We start from the raw sequence: 21182 nt of genomic DNA, 5'->3' as shown, positions 1-21182 counted from the left end.
GTAGAGAGGGAGCACCTGAAGGACTCAGGTGACCCACCCTCTTCGCTTCCCAGGGTTTGATTGATCAGAGCCACGGCCGCCATCGCGAACCGGCTAGCGATGGCGTCCGCTTGAACGCTTTCACTCTCGGGATTCGACACCCAACTCATCCCACACCGACTCGGCCAGATGGAAGGTCGCATTCGCCGCCGGAATCCCACAGTAGATCGCGCTCTGCATGATCACTTCCTTGATCTCGCCACGGCTCACGCCATTGTTGGCCGCTGCGCGCAGGTGCAACTTGAGTTCGCCTTCGCGGTTCATGCCGATCAGCATGGCGATGGTGATCAGGCTGCGGGTGTGGCGCGGCAGGCCCGGACGGGTCCAGATATCGCCCCAGGCGTGACGGGTGATCATCTCCTGAAATTCCGAGTTGAACTCGGTCAGCGTGGTCAGGCTGCGATCGACATGGGCGTCGCCGAGGACCGCGCGGCGCACTTGCATGCCGTCGTCGTAACGTTGTTTCTCGTCCACGGAAATCCCCTCAAGCGGCCAGCAGAAATGTCAGCACGCGGTCGCTGAACGCGTTGCCGGCCTGAACGTTGGAAAGGTGTGCGGCATAAAACTCGGCGTACTCGGCGCCGCGCACATGCTCCTGAATGAAATGTCCGCCGGACGGCGGCGTCACTGCGTCTTCAGTACCGGCGATCACCAGTAGCGGCGCCTTGATCGACGATAACTGCTCACGGAAATCCGCATCGCGCACCGCCGCGCAGTTGGCGGCGTAACCTTCAGGATTGGTCGCGGCCAGCATGTCGGTGATCTGCTTGGCCGCTGCCGGATTGGCCGCCGAAAAATCGGGCGTAAACCAGCGGGCAATCGATGCATCGCGCAACGCGACCATCGCCGCCGGGCCGTCGCGCAGCACGGTTTCGATGCGCGGGTTCCACACCGACGGATCGCCGATTTTCGCCGCCGTGTTGCAGACGATCAGTTTGTTCAGCCGCTGACCGGCATTGATCCCCAGCCACTGACCGATCAAGCCGCCCATCGACAGACCGCAGAAATGCGCACGTTCGATGTGCAGCGCATCCAGCAGTGCCAGCACGTCGCGGCCCAGTTGCTCGATGCTGTAAGGGCCCGGCGTCACCAGCGACTGGCCGTGACCACGGGTGTCGAAACGCAGCACGCGAAAGTGCTCGGTGAACGCCGGCATCTGGGCGTCCCACATGTGCAGATCGGTGCCCAGCGAGTTGGACAGCACCAGCACCGGCGCATCGACCGGGCCTTCCAATGAGTAATGCAGTTCGCCATCGGCGAGTTGAACGAAAGCCACAGCCCTCTCCTTCAGACAGATAACGCGTGATGTTCGGCCACCGCACGCTCGACCCAGACCTGCGCCTGACCGAGGTAACGGGCAGGATCGAGCAGATGATCCAGTTCGGTAGCGCTGAGTTCGGCGGTCACTTGCGGTTCGTCGCCGAGTACCGCACGCAGATGGCGTTGTTCAGCCACCGCCCGTTTGCAGCATTGTTCGAGCAGATGATGCGCGGTGTCGCGGCCGACCCGTTGCGCAAGGACGATGCTCACCGCTTCGGCCAGCACCAGACCTTGGGTCAATTCCAGGTTGCGGGCCATGCGCGCGGCATCGACTTCCAGACCGTCGGCCAGCAGCCGCGCCTGTTGCAGCGCGCCCGACACCAGGCAGCAGATGTCCGGCAGGGTTTCCCATTCGGCGTGCCACAAGCCGAGGCTGCGCTCGTGCTCCTGAGGCATGGCGCTGAACAAAGTCGAGACCAGGCCCGGAACACGGGTGGCCGCGCCGATCAACACCGCCGCGCCTACCGGGTTGCGCTTGTGCGGCATGGTCGAGGAACCGCCCTTGCCCGGCGCTGAAGGTTCAAATACTTCAGCCGCTTCGGTCTGCATCAACAGGCTGATGTCGCGGCCGAATTTGCCGAGGCTGCCGGCGATCAACCCGAGCACCGCGCCGAACTCGACGATGCGATCACGCTGGGTGTGCCACGGTTGTTCCGGCAGGGTCAGTTGCAGTTCTTCGGCCAGCGCATGGGCAATCGGCAATGCCTGTTCGCCCAGCGCCGCGAGGGTGCCCGAGGCGCCGCCGAATTGCAGCACCAGCAGGCGCGGCTTGAGTTCGCGCAGACGCTGACGGCTGCGGGTGACCGCGCCGAGCCAGCCGGCGATCTTCATGCCGAGGGTCACCGGCGTCGCGTGTTGCAGCCATGTCCGCCCGGCCAGTGGCGTCGCCGAGTAGCGTTGAGCCTGGGCCGCGAGGGCGTCGGCCAGTTGCGCCAGCTCCCCTTCGATCAGTTCCAGCGCCTGACGCAATTGCAGCACCAGCCCGGAGTCCATCACGTCCTGGCTGGTGGCACCCAGATGCACATAGCGCTCGGCCTCGACATCGGTTGCGGCAATCCGTTTGCCCAACGCCTTGACCAGCGGAATCGCCGAATTGCCCGCCGTGGCGATGGCTTCGCCCAATGCGGCGAAATCAAACAGCTCGGCGCGACAGGCGTTTTCGATGGATGCCACAGCACTCGCCGGAATCACCCCGACCCGCGCTTCGGCCCGGGCCAGCGCCGCTTCGAAGTCGAGCATCGCCTGCACCCGGCCCTGATCGCAGAACACGTCGCGCATATCGCGGGCAGTGAAATAGGCATCGAACAATTGATTGCCCGGTCGCTGAGTCATAAACAGTCCTTGCAGGCGCGGGCCGTTGTGGCCCGCGCACTTCGGTTTAGAGATCGTGGTGCAAGTAGGCGGCCTGTTTCGGCAGACGCAGGCTGAACAGGAACGCCACCGCCATCATCACCGTGACGTACCAGTAGAAGGCGTTTTCCATGCCCCCGGCTTTCAGGCTCAGGGCCACGTATTCGGCCGAACCGCCGAAGATCGCGTTAGCCACCGCGTAGGCCAGGCCGACGCCGAGGGCGCGGACTTCCGGCGGGAACATTTCGGCTTTCACCAGGCCGCTGATCGAGGTGTAGAAACTGACGATCGCCAGCGCCACGGTGATCAGCACGAAGGCCAGGAACGGGCTGCTGACGCTTTTCAGGCTCAACAGGATCGGCACAGTGAACAGCGTGCCGAGGGCACCGAACCAGAGCATCGAGTTACGCCGGCCGATCTTGTCGGCGAGCATGCCGAACAGTGGCTGCATGCACATATATAAGAAGAGCGCGCCGGTCATGATGAAGCTCGCGGTCTTGGCGTGCATGCCGGCGGTGTTCACCAGGTACTTCTGCATGTACGTGGTGAAGGTGTAGAAAATCAGCGAGCCACCGGCGGTATAGCCGAGGACGGTGATGAACGCAGCCTTGTGATCGCGGAACAGCGCACGGATGCTGCCGGCGTCTTTGTGTTCGCGTATTTCCTTGTTGGTGGTTTCTTTCAAGGCGCGACGCAGGAACAACGAAATCAGCGCCGCCACCGCCCCGACCACGAACGGAATCCGCCAGCCGTAGGCCCGCAGTTCATCTTCAGAGAGGAATTGCTGCAGGATCACCACCACCAGCACCGCCAGCAGTTGACCGCCGATCAGGGTCACGTACTGGAAGGAAGCGAAGAAACCGCGCTGGCCCTTGAGTGCCACTTCGCTCATGTACGTCGCGGTGGTGCCGTACTCACCGCCCACCGACAAGCCCTGCAACAGGCGCGCGAACAGCAACAGCACCGGCGCCCAGACCCCGATGCTGTTGTAGGTCGGCAGACAGGCAATGAGCAACGAGCCGAAACACATCATCAGAATCGAGATCAGCATCGAGTTCTTGCGCCCGTGCTTGTCCGCCACCCGGCCGAAGATCCAGCCGCCGATCGGTCGCATCAGGAACCCGGCCGCGAACACGCCTGCCGTGTTGACCAACTGCACCGTGGGGTTGTCAGAAGGAAAAAACGCTGGGGCGAAATAGATCGCGCAGAAGGCGTAGACGTAGAAGTCGAACCATTCGACCAGGTTGCCGGACGAGGCGCCGACAATGGCGAAGATGCGCTTGCTGCGCTCCTCGCCGGTGTAATGAGCTGTGGTGGTTGTCATTGTTTTTCACTCGATAGGGACAGTGAGAGTCTAGACACACTTCGCAACAGTCCCGTTCCACATCCTGTATTGATCGTTCCCACGCAAACGCATTCGGCGCCTCGACGTTGATCGTTCCCACGCTCTGCGTGGGAATGCCGCCATGGACGCTCTGCGTCCACTGTGACGCGGAGCGTCACGGTATGCATTCCCACGCGGAGCGTGGGAACGATCAGTACTCTGCGCGGGAAGGTGCAGTGTTCTTTCAATAATCGAAGAACACGGTTTCCGCGTCAGTGCCCTGCAGGATCACATTCCACTGATAAACGCCCGCCGCATCCGGCTTGGCCAGCAACGTGGTGCGGCGCTCGGCCGGTACGCATTCGAGCAGCGGATCATTGACGTTCGCCGGATCGCCCTCGAAATAAATCCGCGTCAGCAAGTGCTTCACCAACCCGCGCGCGAACACCAGCACCACCAGGTGCGGCGCCTGGGTCGAGCCTTTCAGGCCTTCGACCGTGCCCGGTTTGATCGTGGTGAAACGGAAGCGCCCTTCGGTATCCACCGGCACCCGGCCGAAACCTTCGAAATTCGGGTCCAGCGGTTTGGCCTGTTCGTCTTCCGGGTGATCGTATTTGCCGGCGGCGTTGGCCTGCCAGACTTCGAGCATGGCGTCGTTGACGACATCGCCGTTGCCATCCACCACTTGTCCGGTGATCGCCACGCGCTGGCCGAGGGTCAGTTCGTTGGCGAGGTTCTCGCGGTTCAGCCAGGTCAGGCCGATGTGGTAATACGGCCCGACGGTGTGGGACGTGGTCGCAGTCAGGGTCATCTCATTTCTCCATCGGCGTGGCTTCGCGGCCGCGCAGCACGATGTCCCAGCGATAAGCGAGGGCGTAGGACGGAATGGTTTTTTCCAGATCGAAAGCGGCGATCAGGCGTTCCTTGGCCGAGGTGTCCGGCACGCAGTTGTAGATCGGGTCATACGGCAGCAATGGGTCGCCGGGGAAATACATTTGCGTGACCAGACGCGTCAGGATGCTCGGCCCGAACAGCGAGAAATGCACGTGCGCCGGGCGCCAGGCGTTGTGGTGGTTACCCCAAGGATAGGCGCCGGGCTTGATGGTCTGGAACTGATACCAGCCGTCGGCGTCGGTCACGGTGCGGCCGGTGCCGGTGAAATTCGGGTCCAGCGGTGCGTCGTGCAGGTCGCGGGCGTGGTTGTAGCGACCGGCGGCGTTGGCCTGCCAGATCTCCACCAGAATCCCCTGCACCGGCAGACCGTCCTCGTCGAGCACACGCCCGTGAATGATGATCCGCTCGCCGAGCGGTTCACCCTGATGCTGGGCGGTCAGATCGTTATCTGTATCGGCCACACGCTCGGCACCGATGGTCGGGCCGGTGATTTCCGACAGCGAATGCGGCAGGAACACCAACGGCTTGGACGGCGAGCGCAGATTGGTGGATTGATAATTCGGGTGCAGGTATGGCGGCTGGGTGCCTTCCTGCGGGCGGCGGTAACCAGGCTTGTCAGTCATTTCGCTTTCCTCTGTTCTTGTTCGTCACGGCTTGCGTCAGACGCGTTCGATGGCCAGGGCCAGACCCTGGCCGACACCGACGCACATGGTCGCCAGACCTTTCTTGCCACCGGTCTTTTCCAGCTGATGCAGGGCGGTCAGCACCAGGCGCGCGCCGCTCATGCCCAGCGGATGACCGAGGGCGATCGCGCCGCCGTTCGGGTTGACTTGGGCCGCGTCGTCCGCCAGTCCCAGTTCGCGTAATACCGCCAGACCTTGGCTGGCAAACGCTTCGTTGAGTTCGATCACATCGAAATCGCTAACTGCCACGCCAAGGCGTTCGGTGAGTTTGCGCACCGCCGGCACCGGGCCGATGCCCATCACCCGTGGCGCGACGCCGGCACTGGCCATCCCGAGCACTTTGGCGCGGGCGGTCAAACCATGTTTTTTCACCGCTTCCGCCGAGGCCAGAATCAGCGCGGCGGCACCGTCGTTGACGCCCGAAGCGTTGCCGGCGGTGACAGTCTTGTCCGGGCCGTTGACCGGTTTCAGCTTGGTCAGGGCTTCAATCGTGGTGTCGGCGCGAGGGTGTTCGTCCTGGCTGACCACGGTTTCACCCTTCTTGTGGGCGATCCGCACTTCGACGATTTCCTCGGCGAAGTAGCCGGCAGCCTGGGCGGCGGCCGTCCGTTGCTGACTGCGCAAGGCGAAAGCGTCCTGATCCTCGCGCGACACTTCATAGTCGTCGGCGACGTTGTCGGCGGTCTGCGGCATTGCGTCGACGCCGTACTGCGCCTTCATCAACGGGTTGATGAAACGCCAGCCGATGGTGGTGTCTTCCAGTTTCATGTTGCGCGAAAACGCCGCGTCAGCCTTGCCCATCACGAACGGCGCGCGGGACATCGACTCGACGCCGCCGGCAATCGCCAGCTCCATTTCGCCACTGGCGATGGCGCGGAACGCCGTGCCGATGGCGTCCATGCCCGACGCGCAGAGACGATTGAGGGTGACGCCAGGCACGCTGTCAGGCAGCCCCGCCAGCAGCAGCGCCATGCGCGCCACGTTGCGGTTGTCTTCGCCGGCCTGGTTGGCGCAGCCGAGGAATACTTCGTCGATGGCGCCCCAGTCCACCGATGGGTTGCGCTCCATCAGGGCCTTGATCGGCACGGCGGCCAGGTCGTCGGCACGAACAGCCGCCAGACCGCCACCAAAACGACCGATGGGGGTACGAATCGCATCGCAGATATAAACGTCGCGCATCATGCTTCTCCCGGTGCCTGGCCGTGGGCCGCGGCGGTACGCGCTTCGAGATCGCGCAGGGCGGTCAGCTCCACTTCGGTCGGTTCAGCGGTGGTGGCAACGTTGTCGGCAAAACGGATTGCCCAACCGGTGGCGGCGACCACTTGCTCGCGGGTCACACCCGGGTGCAGTGCGGTGACCACGAATTCGTGGGTGCCTTCTTCCGGCTCCATGATGCACAGGTCAGTGATGATCCCGACCGGCCCGGCACCCGGCAGGCCCAGACGTTTGCGCGAATCGCCGCCCTCGCCATGGCCGACCGAGGTGATGAAATCGAGCTTGTCGACAAACGAGCGCGCCGACTGCTTGAGGATGATCAGCACGCTTTTCGCGGAACCGGCGATCTCCGGCGCACCACCGGCCCCCGGCAGACGCACTTTCGGCTGGTGATAATCGCCAACCACGGTGGTGTTGATGTTGCCGAAACGGTCGACCTGCGCTGCGCCGAGGAAACCGACGTCGATGCGTCCGCCCTGCAGCCAGTAGCGAAAAATCTCACCGGTCGGCACGACGGTGTCGGCGGTTTCCGCCAGTTCGCCGTCACCGATCGACAGCGGCAGTACGCTGGGTTTGGCACCGATCGGGCCGGACTCGTAGATCAGCACCACGTCCGGCGAAGAGGTCAGCCGCGCCAGGTTGGCGGCTTTCGATGGCAGGCCGATGCCGACGAAGCATACCGAGCCGTTCTTCAGGCGACGGGCCGCGGCGACGGTCATCATTTCATTGGTGGTGTAAGTCATTATTTGGCCTCCGAAGCAGCGGCCAACTTGGCCTGGAACTCGCTGAAGTCAGCGCAGCCATGGATGTATTCGTTGATCCACGCGGTAAACGTCTCACGGTCGCGGGCGATCGGGTCCCACGCCTGATAGAAGCGGTTGTCCCGCTCGGTGTAACCGTGGGCGTAGGACGGATGCGCGCCACCGGGCACATGGCAGACCGCGCTCAAGGCCCAGGTCGGCAGCACACAGGCGTTCATCGGCGCGTTGAGGTTGTCGACGATTTCTTCGACGGTGACGATGCAACGCTTGGCGGCCAGCGCGGCTTCTTTTTGCACACCGAGGATGCCCCACAGCAACACGTTGCCCTGACGGTCGGCTTTCTGGGCGTGGATCACGGTCACGTCCGGACGCACCGACGGCACCGCTGCCAGCACTTCACCGGTGAACGGGCACGTCACGGACTTGATCAGCGGGTTGACCTTCGGCAGGTCAGAACCGGCGTAGGCCCGCAGTACCGCGAACGGTAGGCCGGAGGCGCCGGCGACGTAGGCATTGGCCAGGTCGGCGTGGCTGTGTTCTTCGATTTCCAGCGCATGCGGCCATTGTTTCTCGACCGCGTCGCGCAGACGGTGCAGCGAACCCACGCCAGGATTGCCGCCCCAGGAGAAGATCAGCTTGCGTGCACAGCCGGCGCCGATCAGTTGGTCGTAGATCAGGTCAGGCGTCATCCGCACCAGGGTCAGATCTTTCTTGCCCTGACGAATGATTTCATGACCCGCCGCCGTAGGGATCAGGTGAGTGAAGCCTTCGAGCGCGACGGTGTCGCCGTCGTTGACGAATTGCTTCACCGCGTCGTGCAGCGAAAGGATCTCAGCCATGGAGCGGGCTCCCGTTTTTGTAGTGGATCGCCAGTGATAAAAAGGCGCGAGGTTGTGCGCCGGAGTCACTGAAGATTAAGCCGCTGATTTTCGCCAAACAATCCGATAATCGACTGAGTGTTCGTTTATCGAACAGATTGTTATCAACCTATCGTTCCGTCACTGATCGTTCCCACGCTCTGCGTGGGAATGCAGCCCGGGACGCTCCGCGTCCCTTCCGGAGCCGAACACGGAGCATCCTCTGAGGCCGGTTCGACGTGGGAACGATCCTGCAATGAAACTCAGGTCGCGTCCGCGTGACTGACCAGGCCCTTGATCACCACCGCTGCCGTCGCCAGCCCGGCCGGGATCACCAGCGCTGTCAGCACCTGTTCGAAATTCCAGCCCAGGCCCAGCAGGGTCGCGCCCATCCACGCCCCGAGAATCGCACCGAACCGGCCGATCCCGAGCATCCACGAGACACCGGTCGCCCGGCCTTGAGTCGGGTAAAACCGCGCCGCCAGCGACGGCATCGCCGATTGCGCGCCGTTGACGCACATGCCCGCCACCAGCACCAGCGTCGCCAGCAGCGTGATGTTGCCCAGGCTCTGCCCGACCGCGTAGGCAAACACCCCGGCCAGCAGGTAGAAAATGCCGATGACCTTGTGCGGATTGAAGCGGTCCATCGCCCAGCCTACGCCGACCGCGCTCAACACCCCGCCGAACTGGAACAACGCGCCGATGAACGCCGCTTGCTCCATGCTCGCACCGCTGTCGCGCATCAGGGTCGGCAGCCAACTGGTCAGCAGGTACACGATTACCAGGCCCATGAAGTAGGTCAGCCACAGCAACAGCGTGCCGGTGCTGTAGGTGCCAGAGAAAATCACCGCGAACACGTTGCGTGCCTTGACGGTTTTCTGTTCCGGCACGCTGAAACTCGCTGCCTGGGCGACGGTGGCCGGGTCGATCGGTGCGAGGGTCTTGCGGACTTTGTCGGTACCGCGATTACGCACCACCAGGTAACGCGCCGACTCCGGCAGCCAGACCAGCAACACCACGGCGAGGATCAGCGGCAGAATCCCGCCGATCAGCAACAAACTGTGCCAGCCGAACGCCGGAATCAGCTTGGCCGAGATAAACCCGCCGCCGGCCATACCGAGGTTGAAACCGCAGAACATGCTGGTCACCAACAGCGACTTTTTGCGCTCCGGGGTGTATTCCGACAGCAGCGTGGTGGCGTTCGGCATGCCCGCGCCCAGTCCCAGACCGGTCAGGAAGCGCAGCACCAGCAATTGCTCGACGTTGGTGGCGTAGGCCGACGCCAGGCTGAAAGCACCGAACAGAAAGACCGCACCGACCAGTACGACCTTTCGCCCGAAGCGGTCAGCCAACGGCCCGGAGCCCAAGGCACCAAAGACCATGCCGATCAGCGCGGCGCTCATCACCGGGCCGAGGCTGGCGCGGTCGATGCCCCAGTCCTGGGACAGGGCCGGTGCGATAAACCCCATGGCCGCGGTGTCGAGACCATCGAGGAACACAATCAGGAAACACAGAATCACCACGCGCCACTGATAGCGCGAGATCGGTTGGGCGTTGATGAAGGACTGCACGTCGAGGCAGTTACCCACAGCGGACTGAGGCTGGTTCATTATTTTTATTCCAAGCAAAAAACGCAGTCGAACGGCGACCGGCCAAAGACTGGCACGGACACAAGCATATAAGGAGGGAATCAGGCGTTGCGCTAAAACCGGCAACAGGAACGGGAGCGGCGACAGTCGGGGAACGTGCGCATGGGAAGTTGCCTCTTGTCATTATTATGGGAGTCGACGATCCGGCGGGCTCATTCACAACAGCGCCGGATGACGCTGCCGCGACATTAATGATCCGGGGGTTTTAGCGTCAATTCGATAAACGCAACTCTGTGCGTTTATCGAACAGCTTCATCAGGCGAACAACTGCGCGCTGAGGTCGCGGCTGGCACTCAACAGGCCCGGCAGAAAACGCTGCTCAAGCTCGGTACGGCTGACGCGACCGGCGTGGGTGCTGACGTTGAGCGCGGCCACCACCTGGCCGGAGGCGTCGTACACCGGCACCGCAATCGAACGCAGGCCTTGCTCCAGTTCCTGATCGACGATGCACCAGCCCTGCTGCCGCACTTCCTGCAAACACTCGAGCAAGGTGTCGGGGGTGTGGAGCGTACGGCTGGTCTTGGCCACCAGTTCGGCGTGGTCGAGGTATTCGCGCAACGACGTGTCGTCCAGCGCCGCCAGCAGAATCCGCCCCATGGACGTGCAATACGCCGGCAGACGCCCGCCCACCGACAGGTCTACCGAAATCAGGCGCTGGGTGGTGGCCGAACGCGCGATGTAGAGAATGTCGTCACCTTCCAGCGTGGCCATGTTGCAGGCCTCGTGGAGTTGCTCGCTCATGCGGTCGAGGTAAGGCTGGGCGGAAACCGCCAGCGGCGTCGAAGACAGATAGGCGTGACCGAGGGTCAGCACTTTGGGCAGCAACGAATAAGTACGGCCGTCGGTGGTGGCGTAGCCGAGCTTGATCAGCGTATGCAGGCAACGGCGCACGGCGGCACGGGGAATTTCCGTACGGTGGCTGATCTGGGCGATGGTCAAGTGACGCTTGCGCTCCTGAAACGCCTGGACCACCGCCAGGCCACGGGCCAGAGAGGTCATGAAGTCCGGATCGCCGGTCAGGGCCTGGATGCGTTTGGCCGGTGAAGCAACGATCGGCGGCGCCACCGACGTAAAGGAATTGCGCATTTGATCGTTCATGTCAGGTCCTTTTTCCTGTACGGATCGACGGCTATACAAGCGGCTCGCAGACAGATGCACAAGCGCCAGATCGCCAACACCGGGCGATTATCGAACCGTCGACCGATAATCGCAACGACCCCTGCGTCCCGGCGGGAATCGCTCACGACCGTTTTAAACTCGGTATCACCTCATGCACCTGGCGCCTTAGTTGTTCGGCTAAATGGCGCCAGAAACACAACACCCGACAACAACGATGCAACTATGGGTAAAAGTTGCGAGTCACAAAACAATCACACATCCGGAACCGTTTTTAACTTGGCAAAGATAGTCAATCCCGAATCGGCCGCTATAATGCACCTCAGTGGCGCCGCACTTTTATTTGCCGTCGACGCCATTCGCTGAGGCGATGTCCATTGCCTTCAGCCCCGGCCAGCGCCTGATGATCATCACCCATGCACCGCCAGCGCGCTCGCTGAAACAGGAAACTGATGCTGCGTCAGTTTTAATCTGGTGCCGTAGCCGCCTGTAACATGGAAGTCTTGACCGCCCTGCCGATAACACCGCTGCCTGTTCAGGCCGTGGCTTGTTGGCGAACCGGTTCAATCGATTCGTTGCAGTGCGTTTCACCAGACATTTATCTCAACTCATACAGGTAGCACTGTGACGAAAGACGAACTGCGCGCGGAACTTGAGCGCCAGGAACAACGTTACAAGGAAGTTTACGGCGGGGAAGTCACCACCTACGCCGCCCAGCCCGAACCGGAACGCAAAGCCTGGCGTAAACGCCCCACCGTTCAGGATCAGGTCTTCCAGCAAGAACTGAAAAAAATGGAAGAGGAACTCAAAGCCGAAGAGCCTTGACGCCTTCCTTTGAGACTTTCGAGGGTAAGCGTACTCACCGGGTTACAAGCACGGTGGACTGACGATGCCTTGCGCGCCCGCTACCCGCGGGCAGCGGCCAACTCCCCTGTATTGCACAGGTTTGGAGCATGTCAGACACGTTTCTCAGATATTTCATACACGCTTCTGCCCCCTCTCGCACACCGGCCAATCCGCCGACGCTTCGCATTTTTTCCAATTGAATCAACACCTTGCAAAACCCTGTAAAAAGCTTGGGTAATGCACCTTGATACAAATTAATTTGGCGAAGAAGGTTACCGATGAGCAGGTAGGGGATCGATTTCCAGTCTTTTCTGGCATAATCGCGCCCCCTTATGACCGGGTCAGAAAACCTTCATGATCGATTTATTCAGCGGACTGGATGCCTGGGTGCTTGTGAGCCTCCTGCTCGCCCTGACATTTGTCCTCGCCTTCGAGTTCATCAATGGATTTCATGACACCGCTAACGCGGTAGCCACTGTTATCTACACCAAAGCGATGCCGCCTCACCTGGCGGTGTTCTTCTCGGGCGTGTTCAACTTCCTCGGCGTACTGCTGGGCGGCGTTGGCGTGGCTTATGCCATCGTCCACTTGCTGCCGGTAGAACTGCTGATCAATGTGAACACCGGCCATGGTCTGGCAATGGTGTTCTCGCTGCTCGCCGCCGCCATCGCCTGGAACCTGGGCACCTGGTACTTCGGTATCCCGGCCTCCAGCTCCCACACCCTGATCGGTTCGATCCTCGGTGTCGGCCTGGCCAACGCCCTGATCAACGAGATTCCACTGGCCGACGGCGTCAACTGGCAGAAAGCGATCGACATCGGCGCTTCGCTGGTGTTCTCGCCGATGGCCGGTTTCCTGATCGCCGCGCTGATCCTGATCGGCCTGAAATGGTGGCGCCCGCTGTCGAAAATGCACAAGACGCCTGAACAGCGCCGCAAGATCGACGACAAGAAGCACCCACCGTTCTGGAACCGTCTGGTCCTGGTGATCTCGGCCATGGCCGTGAGCTTCGTGCACGGTTCCAACGACGGCCAGAAAGGCATCGGCCTGATCATGCTGGTACTGATCGGTATCGTGCCTGCGCAGTTCGTACTCGACCTGAACAGCACCACTTACCAGATCGAACGTACTCGCGATGCGACCCTGCACCTGAGCCAGTTCTACAAGCGCAACGCCGATACCCTGGGCGAGTTCCTGGCGCTGGGCAAAAGCGTGGAAGGCGACCTGCCGGAGAAATTCCGTTGCAACCCGCAACAGACCGAACCGACCATCAACGCCCTGCTCGACACCCTCAAGGGTGTGGCGGACTACCACTCGCTGTCGTCGGAAAGCCGCATCGAAGTGCGTCGCTACCTGCTCTGCCTGGACGACACCGCGAAGAAAGTCAGCAAACTGCCAGGCCTCGCCGCTCGTGAAAAAGCCGACCTGGACAAACTGCGCAAAGACCTGACCACCACCACCGAATACGCCCCGTTCTGGGTGATTCTGGCGGTCGCCCTGGCCTTGGGCCTGGGCACCATGGTTGGCTGGAAACGCGTGGTACTGACCATCGGCGAGAAGATCGGCAAGCAAGGCATGACCTACTCGCAAGGCATGTCGGCACAGATCACCACCGCCAGCCTGATCGGCCTGGCCAACATCTTCAGCCTGCCGGTGTCTACCACCCACGTCCTCTCCTCGGGCGTGGCCGGCACCATGGTCGCCAACAAAAGCGGCCTGCAAGGCGGCACGGTGAAAACCATCCTGCTGGCCTGGGTCCTGACCCTGCCAGCCACCGTGGCCCTGTCGGCTGGTTTGTTCTGGCTGGCGTCGAAGGCGCTGGGTAGCTGATAGATTGATGTAGTGAAGAAGGCGTGATTCGAGAGGATCACGCCTTTTTTGTTGCTTCCAGAAATGGAACGCGGAGCATCCCGGGCTGCATTCCCACGCAGAGCGTGGGAACGATCAAGCTGTTAGCTTCCGCTTCCCACCACTCAACACGATGAGCGTTAGCTCGAGTACCGCTTTTGACGTGCCGGCCCCTTCGGCAGGCTGAGTGGAGGGATTCATCCGGGGGTGGGCGCGTAGCGCCGTTCGACGGAGTCGAACACATCGAGAGGAGGTGCAGCGAAGCAAACCGGAGGCGATGCCCCCGGATGAATCCCGGAGCGAAGGAACGCCGAGCCTCAGCGAGGCGCCGAACGCCGGGGCCCAGCGTTTTGGTTACTTTGGGGCGTTTGCCAAAGTGACTCGCCGTAAGGGCGAAACCGCCAGCGGCAGCACCCGAAGCAACGGATATTCACAAAGAACACCCAAAGCATGGTCGGCCCAGAGGCCGCCAAGAAGGCAAAAAAAAGGGCAACCGAAGTTGCCCAAAATGCCTTGCGTGCTCATCAATCCAGAAAGCGCTCTTCTACTTCTTGCGCTTATTCGCATCTTTCCAGATAAAAAATCCAAACCCTGCAAAAAACAGAACCATCAGGCCCACGGTCAGGACCCCGGCAAACACCACGTTATCGAAAAACATGACTGGCCTCCTGGCCCCTGCTCTGCTGCGATGGAACTAAGTTAACCAATCAGGCAGGCGCAGGAATTGACCGGGATCAATGCCGGTCAACACGCGGGAGAAAGGAGGGGAAATAACTGACCTGCATCAACGGATGCAGGGGAGATCAACGCTTTTTCGGTTTGTTTTTCGACTTTTTCTTCGGTTTACCCAACGGCATGGCCTGCTCGAACGCCTGTCGCACTTCATTCAGGCGCTTCTCGTTGAGGTCATGAACCCGCTTGGCGCGTTCGGTGCTGAGGTCGATCAGTTTGTCGTCTTGGCTCATGGCGTTCGGTGCATCGCTTGGACTGAATCACAACTGCCGGATCACCGACAGGACTGCGCCAATAATGCGGCCTCGCGCCGGCGCTGACCAGCCATCGACGCAGGCGCTATACAACAAATCGTGTACCGGCCAGCGCTTTTGCCCGCACACTCTGCGCTTTGCACTGTTCCGAGGATGTCTGCCGTGCCCTTGCATCAGGATCTGCCGCCGCTGATGGCCCTGCGCGCCTTCGAGGCCGTGGCCCGTCACTTGAGCTTCATCAAGGCGGCCGACGAACTGTCGGTGACGCAAAGTGCGATCAGCCATCAGGTGCACAAACTCGAGGAGTTCCTCGATCAGCCGCTGTTCGTGCGACGCACCCGGGCGATCGACCTGACGCCGGCCGGCGAACAATACTACCGACAGATCGAGCCCGCCCTCGCCGCGATTGCCGCCGCCACCCACGACTTGCGCGGCGAGCGCCCCACCACCCTGCGCATCGGCCTGCTGGCTTCCTTCGCGACCTTGTGGCTGGCGCCGCGCCTGGCGGACTTCAACACCAAATACCCGAACATCCACGTCGAGTTGCTACCCGCCGTGCAACTGGCCGATGTCGACGGCGGCGAGGTGGACTTGGCAATCCGCTACGGCAAGGGCGGCTGGCCGAAAGTCCAGGCACGCCGGTTCATGACGGAAACCCTGACGCCGGTGTGCAGCCCGGCCTTCAAGGCCCGCGGCATGCAGAACGGCCCGCTGTTGATGGCCAAGTCGCACCAGCCGTTCGAATGGATCGACTGGCAGCAACACAGCGGCATCGACCTGGCGCAAGTGCCCAGCGTCATGCTCCACGACTACAACATCGTGGTCGAAGCGGCGGTGGCCGGCCAGGGCATCGCCATGGGTCGCCAATGCCTGATTGATCGTCGATTCAAGGAAGGCGCACTGGTGCCGGCCTTCGATACCCCACCAATGTCCGGCGAAATCGGCTATTGGCTGGTCACTCCGGAGCGCCCACCAAACCCCGCGGCACAGGCGTTCAGCCAATGGCTGGAGCAAATCGTCGACGCATGAGTTTTTTGGATACGTCGAATCAAATCTATCCGTTTGTCGCCCACCCTCCTGCGCCAACATGCTGGAGTCCTCACTCAGGAGGACTCCGCATGAGCGACTCAATCAAACAACGCGTCCAGCAACTCGGCCTGCAACTGCCTGCGCCAAGCCAGCCGGTGGCCAACTACGTCAGCCACGTGATCAGTCAGAATCAGTTGTACATCGCCGGGCAGATTCCCATGCTCGATGGCAAACCTGCATTCCTCGGGCGCCTCGGCGAAGCGATCTCCGACGAAGAAGGTGTCAACGCCGCCGAACTTGCCGCATTAGGCCTGCTGGCCCAACTCGCCGATGCCTTGGGCGATGACCTGTCAAAACTGGTGCGGATCATCCGGCTCGGCGCGTTTATCGCCAGCACCCCGGACTTCCCGCGCCAGGGCGTGATCGCCAACGGCGCCTCGAACCTGCTGGTCAACGTCCTCGGCGACAAGGGCCGCCATGTGCGCACCGCCGTCGGGGTGTCGAGCCTGCCGGCCGGCGTGGCGGTGGAAGTCGACGCGATCTTCGAGCTCAAGCCGTGAACGTCGACGAAGTCCTGCGCCTGCGCGACGCCACGCCCGGCTGCGCGCAGGTGATCCATTTCAATCACGCCGGGGCCTCACTGCCGAGTCAGGCCACCCTCGACGCGGTGATCGGGCAACTGCAACGCGAAGCGCTCGGCGGGCCGATGGAGACGGCGGACATACAAGTGCAGGAACGCGCGCGCAGTGCCGCAGCCGCCCTGCTCAACGCCCAACCCGAAGACATCGCCTTTGCCAGTAGCGGCTCGGCGGCCTGGAGTCAGGCATTCAATGCACTGGGACCGTGGCACTCGGGCGAGCGGATTCTGGTCGGTCGCCATGAATGGGCCGGCAACTTGGCCTGCATGGCCGAAGCGGTGAAGGCCGGTGCGCGACTGGAAGTGATCCCTTGCGATGCCCGTGGCGCCGTCGATCCACAAGCTCTGGCGCAAATGATTGACCGCCATGTGCGCCTGATCGCCCTGACCTGGCTACCGGCCAATGGTGGCCTGATCAACCCGGCGACGCAGATCGGAGCGATAGCCCGACGTCACGGCATCCCCTATTTCATCGACGCCGGCCAGGCGCTGGGGCAATTGCCCTGTGACGTCCAGGCCTTGCAGTGCGACATGCTCAAGGGTGCGGGGCGCAAGTTCCTGCGCGGGCCGCGCGGTACGGCGTTGATGTACATCCGGCCGCAATTCCTGCAACGACTGTTGCCGGTGCAGCGCGACGTGCTGTCGGCACCGTGGGATGGCCAGCGCTTTACCTTGCGCGACGACGCCCGCCGCTTTGAAACCAGTGAAGTGTCGCTGGCGCTGCTGGCCGGGCTGGCCAATGCGCTGGAGGAACATCAGCGCATCGGGCCCATCGCGATTCGGCAGCGGATCGTTGAACTGAGCCAACCACTGCGCCGGCGTATGAAGGAGATTCCCGGGCTGACACTGCTAGATCTGGGGTCGGCCAACGAACAATCCGGACTGATCGCCTTCACGCTGGAAGGCTGGGATTGCGTGGCGCTGAAGCAGGCGCTGGCCGAGCGGCGAATCAACATCGGCGCCAATGGCGTGGCCTACACACCGCTGGACATGCAGGCGCGCGGGCTGAACTCGATTGCGAGGGTGTCGGTGAGTTATCTGAATACCGCAGAAGAAATCGACATATTGCTGACGAATCTGGCTGAACTGGCCGCGCAGCCTCAGATCTCGATGTCGACCCACAAGCCCTGACGCGGCTGGTCTTCCATGAGCGGCACCACCGGCACGGTGTTGTCGGCATTGAGTTCGGTGCCCGGTACGGCGAGGTGCGCTTCGGGGTCGTCGTCGGCTTCACGGCGGCGACGATCACGCTCCTGCTGGCGGCGCTGCTCTTCGCGCAGCAGATAACCGTCTTCTTCCGGATCGCGCTTTTGCAGGTCGATCGTGCTTTCGTTGGAGCTTTCCTGCACCGGCACCACCGGAGGAATGTCCGGCCGCTGGCGGATCGGGTCCTGCTGGGAAGTGATCGGCACGGCGCTCAAGGGGAGCATCGGTGGCAGCATATGAAGGGTCTCCTGTCAGCAGGCTATCGGCTGCGGCATCGGCGCCTTGAGCCATCGGTCGCAAACTTGTGACCGGATCGGCACTCGGTTGTGCCGCAATCGCTCGTAAAACCGACGCATGACCTAATCTTCCTTCAGTTGGCCGTCGGCATTTAATAGCCGCACGCGACGCCTAATCCTTTGGCCTCAGGGCCTCATTCCGTTAAGATAGCCCGCTTTTTCAAGGTGGGAGTCAGGCAGCATGGCGCAGCAGTATCAACCGGGGCAACGCTGGATCAGTGACAGCGAAGCAGAGCTTGGTTTAGGCACCGTTCTGGCACAGGACGGCCGCTTGTTGACCGTGCTTTACCCGGCCACTGGCGAAACCCGCCAGTACGCGCTAAGGAATGCGCCCCTGACCCGCGTGCGATTCTCGCCGGGCGACTCCATTACCCACTTCGAAGGCTGGAAGATGACCGTGCGCGAAGTCGAGGATGCCGATGGCCTGCTCGTCTATCACGGTCTGAACGCCGAGAACGAAGCCGTCACCCTGCCGGAAACCCAACTGTCGAACTTCATTCAGTTCCGTCTGGCCAGCGACCGTCTGTTCGCCGGCCAGATCGACCCGCTGTCGTGGTTCTCCCTGCGCTACCACACCCTGGAACACACCAGCCGCCAGTTGCAGTCCGCGCTCTGGGGCCTGGGTGGCGTGCGTGCACAGCCAATCGCTCACCAGTTGCACATTGCCCGTGAAGTCGCCGACCGCATCGCGCCACGGGTTCTGCTGGCGGACGAAGTGGGTCTGGGCAAGACCATCGAAGCCGGCCTGGTGATCCATCGCCAACTGCTGTCGGGTCGCGCCAGTCGCGTGCTGATCCTGGTGCCGGAAAACCTCCAGCACCAGTGGCTGGTGGAAATGCGCCGCCGCTTCAACCTTGAGGTCGCGCTGTTCGACGAAGAACGCTTCATCGAAAGCGATGCCGTCAACCCGTTTGAAGACACCCAGCTTGCCCTCGTGGCGCTGGAGTGGCTGGTCGACGACGAAAAGGCCCAGGACGCCCTGTTCGCTGCCGGCTGGGATCTGCTGGTCGTCGACGAAGCACACCACCTGGTCTGGCACGAAGAAAAAGTCAGCCCGGAATACTCGCTGGTCGAACAGCTGGCTGAAGTCATTCCCGGCGTGCTGCTGCTCACCGCCACCCCGGAACAACTCGGCCAGGACAGCCACTTCGCCCGTCTGCGCCTGCTCGACCCGAACCGTTTCCATGACCTGGCCGCCTTCCGCGCCGAAAGCGAGAACTATCGCCCGGTGGCCGAAGCCGTTCAGGAGCTTCTGGACAAGGGGCGCCTGTCGCCTGCCGCACACAAGACCATCCATGGTTTCCTCGGCAACGAAGGTGAAGCCCTGCTGACCGCCGTCAACGATGGCGACACCGAAGCCAGCGCCCGCCTCGTGCGTGAACTGCTCGACCGTCACGGCACCGGCCGCGTGCTGTTCCGCAACACCCGCGCCGCCGTGCAGGGTTTCCCGGAGCGCAAGCTGCATCCGTACCCTCTGCCGTGCCCGGACGAATACCTCGAACTGCCACTGGGCGATCACGCCGAGCTGTACCCGGAAGTCAGCTTCCAGGCCCAGCCGGACGCCAGCGAAGAAGAACGCTGGTGGAAATTCGACCCGCGCGTCGAGTGGCTGATCGATCAGCTGAAAATGCTCAAGCGCACCAAGGTACTGGTGATCTGCGCCCACGCCGAAACCGCGATGGACCTGGAAGACGCCCTGCGCGTACGTTCCGGCATCCCGGCCACGGTGTTCCATGAAGGCATGAACATCCTTGAGCGTGACCGCGCCGCCGCCTACTTCGCCGACGAAGAGTTTGGCGCACAGGTGCTGATCTGCTCGGAAATCGGCAGTGAAGGTCGCAACTTCCAGTTCGCCCACCACCTGGTGCTGTTCGATCTGCCGTCGCACCCGGACCTGCTGGAACAACGCATTGGTCGTCTGGACCGGATCGGCCAGAAACACATCATCGAACTGCACGTGCCGTACCTGGAAACCAGCCCGCAAGAGCGTCTGTTCCAGTGGTATCACGAAGCACTGAACGCGTTCCTCAACACCTGCCCGACCGGCAACGCCTTGCAGCATCAGTTCGGCCCGCGCCTGCTGCCGCTGCTGGAAGAGGCTGACGATGGCGAGTGGCAGACGCTGATCGACGAAGCACGCACCGAGCGCGAGCGTCTGGAAGCCGAGCTGCACACCGGTCGTGACCGCCTGCTGGAACTCAACTCCGGCGGTGCCGGCGAAGGTGAAGCGCTGGTCGAGGACATCCTCGAGCAAGACGATCAGTTCGCGCTGCCGATCTACATGGAAACCCTGTTCGACGCGTTCGGCATCGACAGCGAAGACCATTCGGAAAACGCCCTGATCCTCAAGCCGAGCGAGAAAATGCTCGACGCCAGCTTCCCGCTGGGCGACGACGAAGGCGTGACCATCACCTACGACCGCAACCAGGCGCTGTCGCGCGAAGACATGCAGTTCATCACCTGGGAACACCCGATGGTGCAGGGTGGCATGGATCTGGTGCTGTCCGGTTCGATGGGCAACACCGCCGTCGCGCTGATCAAGAACAAGGCACTCAAGCCAGGCACTGTCCTGCTGGAACTGCTGTACGTCAGCGAAGTGGTGGCTCCGCGCGCCCTGCAACTGGGCCGCTACCTGCCACCGGCCGCCCTGCGCTGCCTGCTCGATGCCAACGGCAACGACTTGTCGGCCCGTGTGGCGTTCGAAACCCTGAACGATCAACTGGAAAGCGTGCCACGCGCCAGTGCCAACAAGTTCATCCAGGCCCAGCGCGATCAGCTGACGCCACGGATCAACGCCGGTGAAGAAAAGATCACCCCGCGTCACGCCGAGCGCGTGGCCGAGGCCCGCCGTCGTCTGGCGGCCGACACCGACGAAGAGCTGGCACGCCTGACTGCGTTGCAAGCGGTCAACCCGACCGTGCGCGACAGCGAACTGGTTGCCCTGCGCAAACAGCGCGAGCAAGGCCTGGCCATGCTCGACAAGGCGGCGCTGCGACTGGAAGCGATCCGGGTGCTGGTAGCGGGTTAAACCGCCCTGCTCCTCCGCCACACATGAAAAGGCCCGCAGCGATGCGGGCCTTTTTTGTACACCGTAGATCGTTCCCACGCAGAGCGTGGGAACGATCA

General features: G+C 62.2%; 20 protein-coding genes. 6 read left to right on the top strand and 14 right to left on the bottom strand.

Features of this window, described 5'->3' with window-relative positions:
• Positions 1-120: 120 nt before the first annotated feature.
• The 11 genes from pcaC to pcaR all read right to left on the bottom strand — a co-directional run bounded on the left by pcaC (position 121) and on the right by pcaR (position 11190).
• On the bottom strand, positions 121-513 hold the full coding sequence (pcaC, locus tag AC1RR7_RS23840; RefSeq protein ID WP_025110738.1) for a 4-carboxymuconolactone decarboxylase: 393 nt from the start codon (positions 511-513) through the stop codon (positions 121-123).
• A 10-nt stretch (positions 514-523) separates the two neighbouring features.
• Positions 524-1315, bottom strand: a complete 792-nt coding sequence (gene pcaD, locus AC1RR7_RS23835) for a 3-oxoadipate enol-lactonase (protein ID WP_493158544.1) — start codon at positions 1313-1315, stop codon at positions 524-526.
• A gap of 11 nt (positions 1316-1326) precedes the next feature.
• Positions 1327-2691: a 3-carboxy-cis,cis-muconate cycloisomerase gene (locus tag AC1RR7_RS23830; protein ID WP_493158543.1), complete on the bottom strand. Its 1365-nt coding sequence runs from the start codon at positions 2689-2691 to the stop codon at positions 1327-1329.
• A gap of 46 nt (positions 2692-2737) precedes the next feature.
• The gene (locus AC1RR7_RS23825; protein WP_096819486.1) at positions 2738-4033 is read right to left on the bottom strand and encodes an MFS family transporter; all 1296 of its coding nucleotides are present in this window, start codon (positions 4031-4033) and stop codon (positions 2738-2740) included.
• Between the two features lie 244 nt (positions 4034-4277).
• On the bottom strand, positions 4278-4844 hold the full coding sequence (pcaG, locus tag AC1RR7_RS23820; protein ID WP_493158541.1) for a protocatechuate 3,4-dioxygenase subunit alpha: 567 nt from the start codon (positions 4842-4844) through the stop codon (positions 4278-4280).
• Position 4845: 1 nt separating this feature from the next.
• On the bottom strand, positions 4846-5550 hold the full coding sequence (pcaH, locus tag AC1RR7_RS23815) for a protocatechuate 3,4-dioxygenase subunit beta (protein ID WP_493158539.1): 705 nt from the start codon (positions 5548-5550) through the stop codon (positions 4846-4848).
• Positions 5551-5586: 36 nt separating this feature from the next.
• The gene (gene pcaF, locus AC1RR7_RS23810; RefSeq protein ID WP_493158537.1) at positions 5587-6792 is read right to left on the bottom strand and encodes a 3-oxoadipyl-CoA thiolase; all 1206 of its coding nucleotides are present in this window, start codon (positions 6790-6792) and stop codon (positions 5587-5589) included.
• Positions 6789-7571: a CoA-transferase subunit beta gene (locus tag AC1RR7_RS23805; RefSeq protein WP_493158634.1), complete on the bottom strand. Its 783-nt coding sequence runs from the start codon at positions 7569-7571 to the stop codon at positions 6789-6791. The genes pcaF and AC1RR7_RS23805 overlap by 4 nt, the downstream gene beginning before the upstream one ends.
• The gene (locus tag AC1RR7_RS23800; RefSeq protein ID WP_003222404.1) at positions 7568-8425 is read right to left on the bottom strand and encodes a CoA transferase subunit A; all 858 of its coding nucleotides are present in this window, start codon (positions 8423-8425) and stop codon (positions 7568-7570) included. The genes AC1RR7_RS23805 and AC1RR7_RS23800 overlap by 4 nt, the downstream gene beginning before the upstream one ends.
• Positions 8426-8706: 281 nt before the next feature.
• Positions 8707-10053, bottom strand: a complete 1347-nt coding sequence (pcaK, locus tag AC1RR7_RS23795) for a 4-hydroxybenzoate transporter PcaK (protein ID WP_096819490.1) — start codon at positions 10051-10053, stop codon at positions 8707-8709.
• 294 nt (positions 10054-10347) lie between these two features.
• The gene (gene pcaR, locus AC1RR7_RS23790) at positions 10348-11190 is read right to left on the bottom strand and encodes a pca regulon transcriptional regulator PcaR (RefSeq protein WP_096819491.1); all 843 of its coding nucleotides are present in this window, start codon (positions 11188-11190) and stop codon (positions 10348-10350) included.
• A gap of 642 nt (positions 11191-11832) precedes the next feature.
• Here pcaR and AC1RR7_RS23785 point away from each other — a divergent pair.
• Positions 11833-12033 carry a hypothetical protein gene (locus tag AC1RR7_RS23785; RefSeq protein ID WP_007957826.1) on the top strand — a complete coding sequence of 67 codons (201 nt, stop codon included), beginning with the start codon at positions 11833-11835 and terminating at the stop codon, positions 12031-12033.
• A gap of 375 nt (positions 12034-12408) precedes the next feature.
• Positions 12409-13884: an inorganic phosphate transporter gene (locus AC1RR7_RS23780; protein ID WP_096819492.1), complete on the top strand. Its 1476-nt coding sequence runs from the start codon at positions 12409-12411 to the stop codon at positions 13882-13884.
• Positions 13885-14446: 562 nt separating this feature from the next.
• Here AC1RR7_RS23780 and ccoM read toward each other — a convergent pair.
• Together ccoM and AC1RR7_RS23770 are read right to left on the bottom strand one after the other, a co-directional pair.
• On the bottom strand, positions 14447-14560 hold the full coding sequence (gene ccoM, locus AC1RR7_RS23775) for a cytochrome c oxidase subunit CcoM (protein WP_003222396.1): 114 nt from the start codon (positions 14558-14560) through the stop codon (positions 14447-14449).
• Between the two features lie 145 nt (positions 14561-14705).
• On the bottom strand, positions 14706-14867 hold the full coding sequence (locus AC1RR7_RS23770) for a hypothetical protein (protein WP_096819493.1): 162 nt from the start codon (positions 14865-14867) through the stop codon (positions 14706-14708).
• A gap of 183 nt (positions 14868-15050) precedes the next feature.
• On the opposite strand from AC1RR7_RS23770, the gene AC1RR7_RS23765 reads away from it, so the two are divergent.
• The 3 genes from AC1RR7_RS23765 (at position 15051) to AC1RR7_RS23755 (ending at position 17685) form a co-directional block, all read left to right on the top strand.
• Positions 15051-15917 (top strand): LysR substrate-binding domain-containing protein, encoded by an 867-nt coding sequence (locus tag AC1RR7_RS23765; protein ID WP_102621480.1) that lies wholly within the window; start codon positions 15051-15053, stop codon positions 15915-15917.
• An 89-nt stretch (positions 15918-16006) separates the two neighbouring features.
• Positions 16007-16477, top strand: a complete 471-nt coding sequence (locus tag AC1RR7_RS23760) for a RidA family protein (RefSeq protein WP_102621481.1) — start codon at positions 16007-16009, stop codon at positions 16475-16477.
• Entirely contained in the window at positions 16474-17685 is a 1212-nt protein-coding gene (locus tag AC1RR7_RS23755; RefSeq protein ID WP_493158536.1) for an aminotransferase class V-fold PLP-dependent enzyme, read from the top strand. The genes AC1RR7_RS23760 and AC1RR7_RS23755 overlap by 4 nt, the downstream gene beginning before the upstream one ends.
• On the opposite strand, the gene AC1RR7_RS23750 is transcribed toward AC1RR7_RS23755, so the two are convergent.
• Positions 17655-17996 carry an aspartate-semialdehyde dehydrogenase gene (locus AC1RR7_RS23750; RefSeq protein ID WP_096819497.1) on the bottom strand — a complete coding sequence of 114 codons (342 nt, stop codon included), beginning with the start codon at positions 17994-17996 and terminating at the stop codon, positions 17655-17657. The genes AC1RR7_RS23755 and AC1RR7_RS23750 overlap by 31 nt on opposite strands.
• A 241-nt stretch (positions 17997-18237) precedes the next feature.
• Between AC1RR7_RS23750 and rapA the strand changes: the two genes are divergently transcribed.
• The gene (gene rapA / locus AC1RR7_RS23745; protein WP_096819498.1) at positions 18238-21084 is read left to right on the top strand and encodes an RNA polymerase-associated protein RapA; all 2847 of its coding nucleotides are present in this window, start codon (positions 18238-18240) and stop codon (positions 21082-21084) included.
• Positions 21085-21182 lie beyond the last annotated feature (98 nt).

The organism is Pseudomonas sp. GW821-FHT11G12, assembly GCF_058808055.1.
Note: the sequence above shows the minus strand (reverse complement) of the source record. Positions and strands in the feature narration are given on the sequence as shown.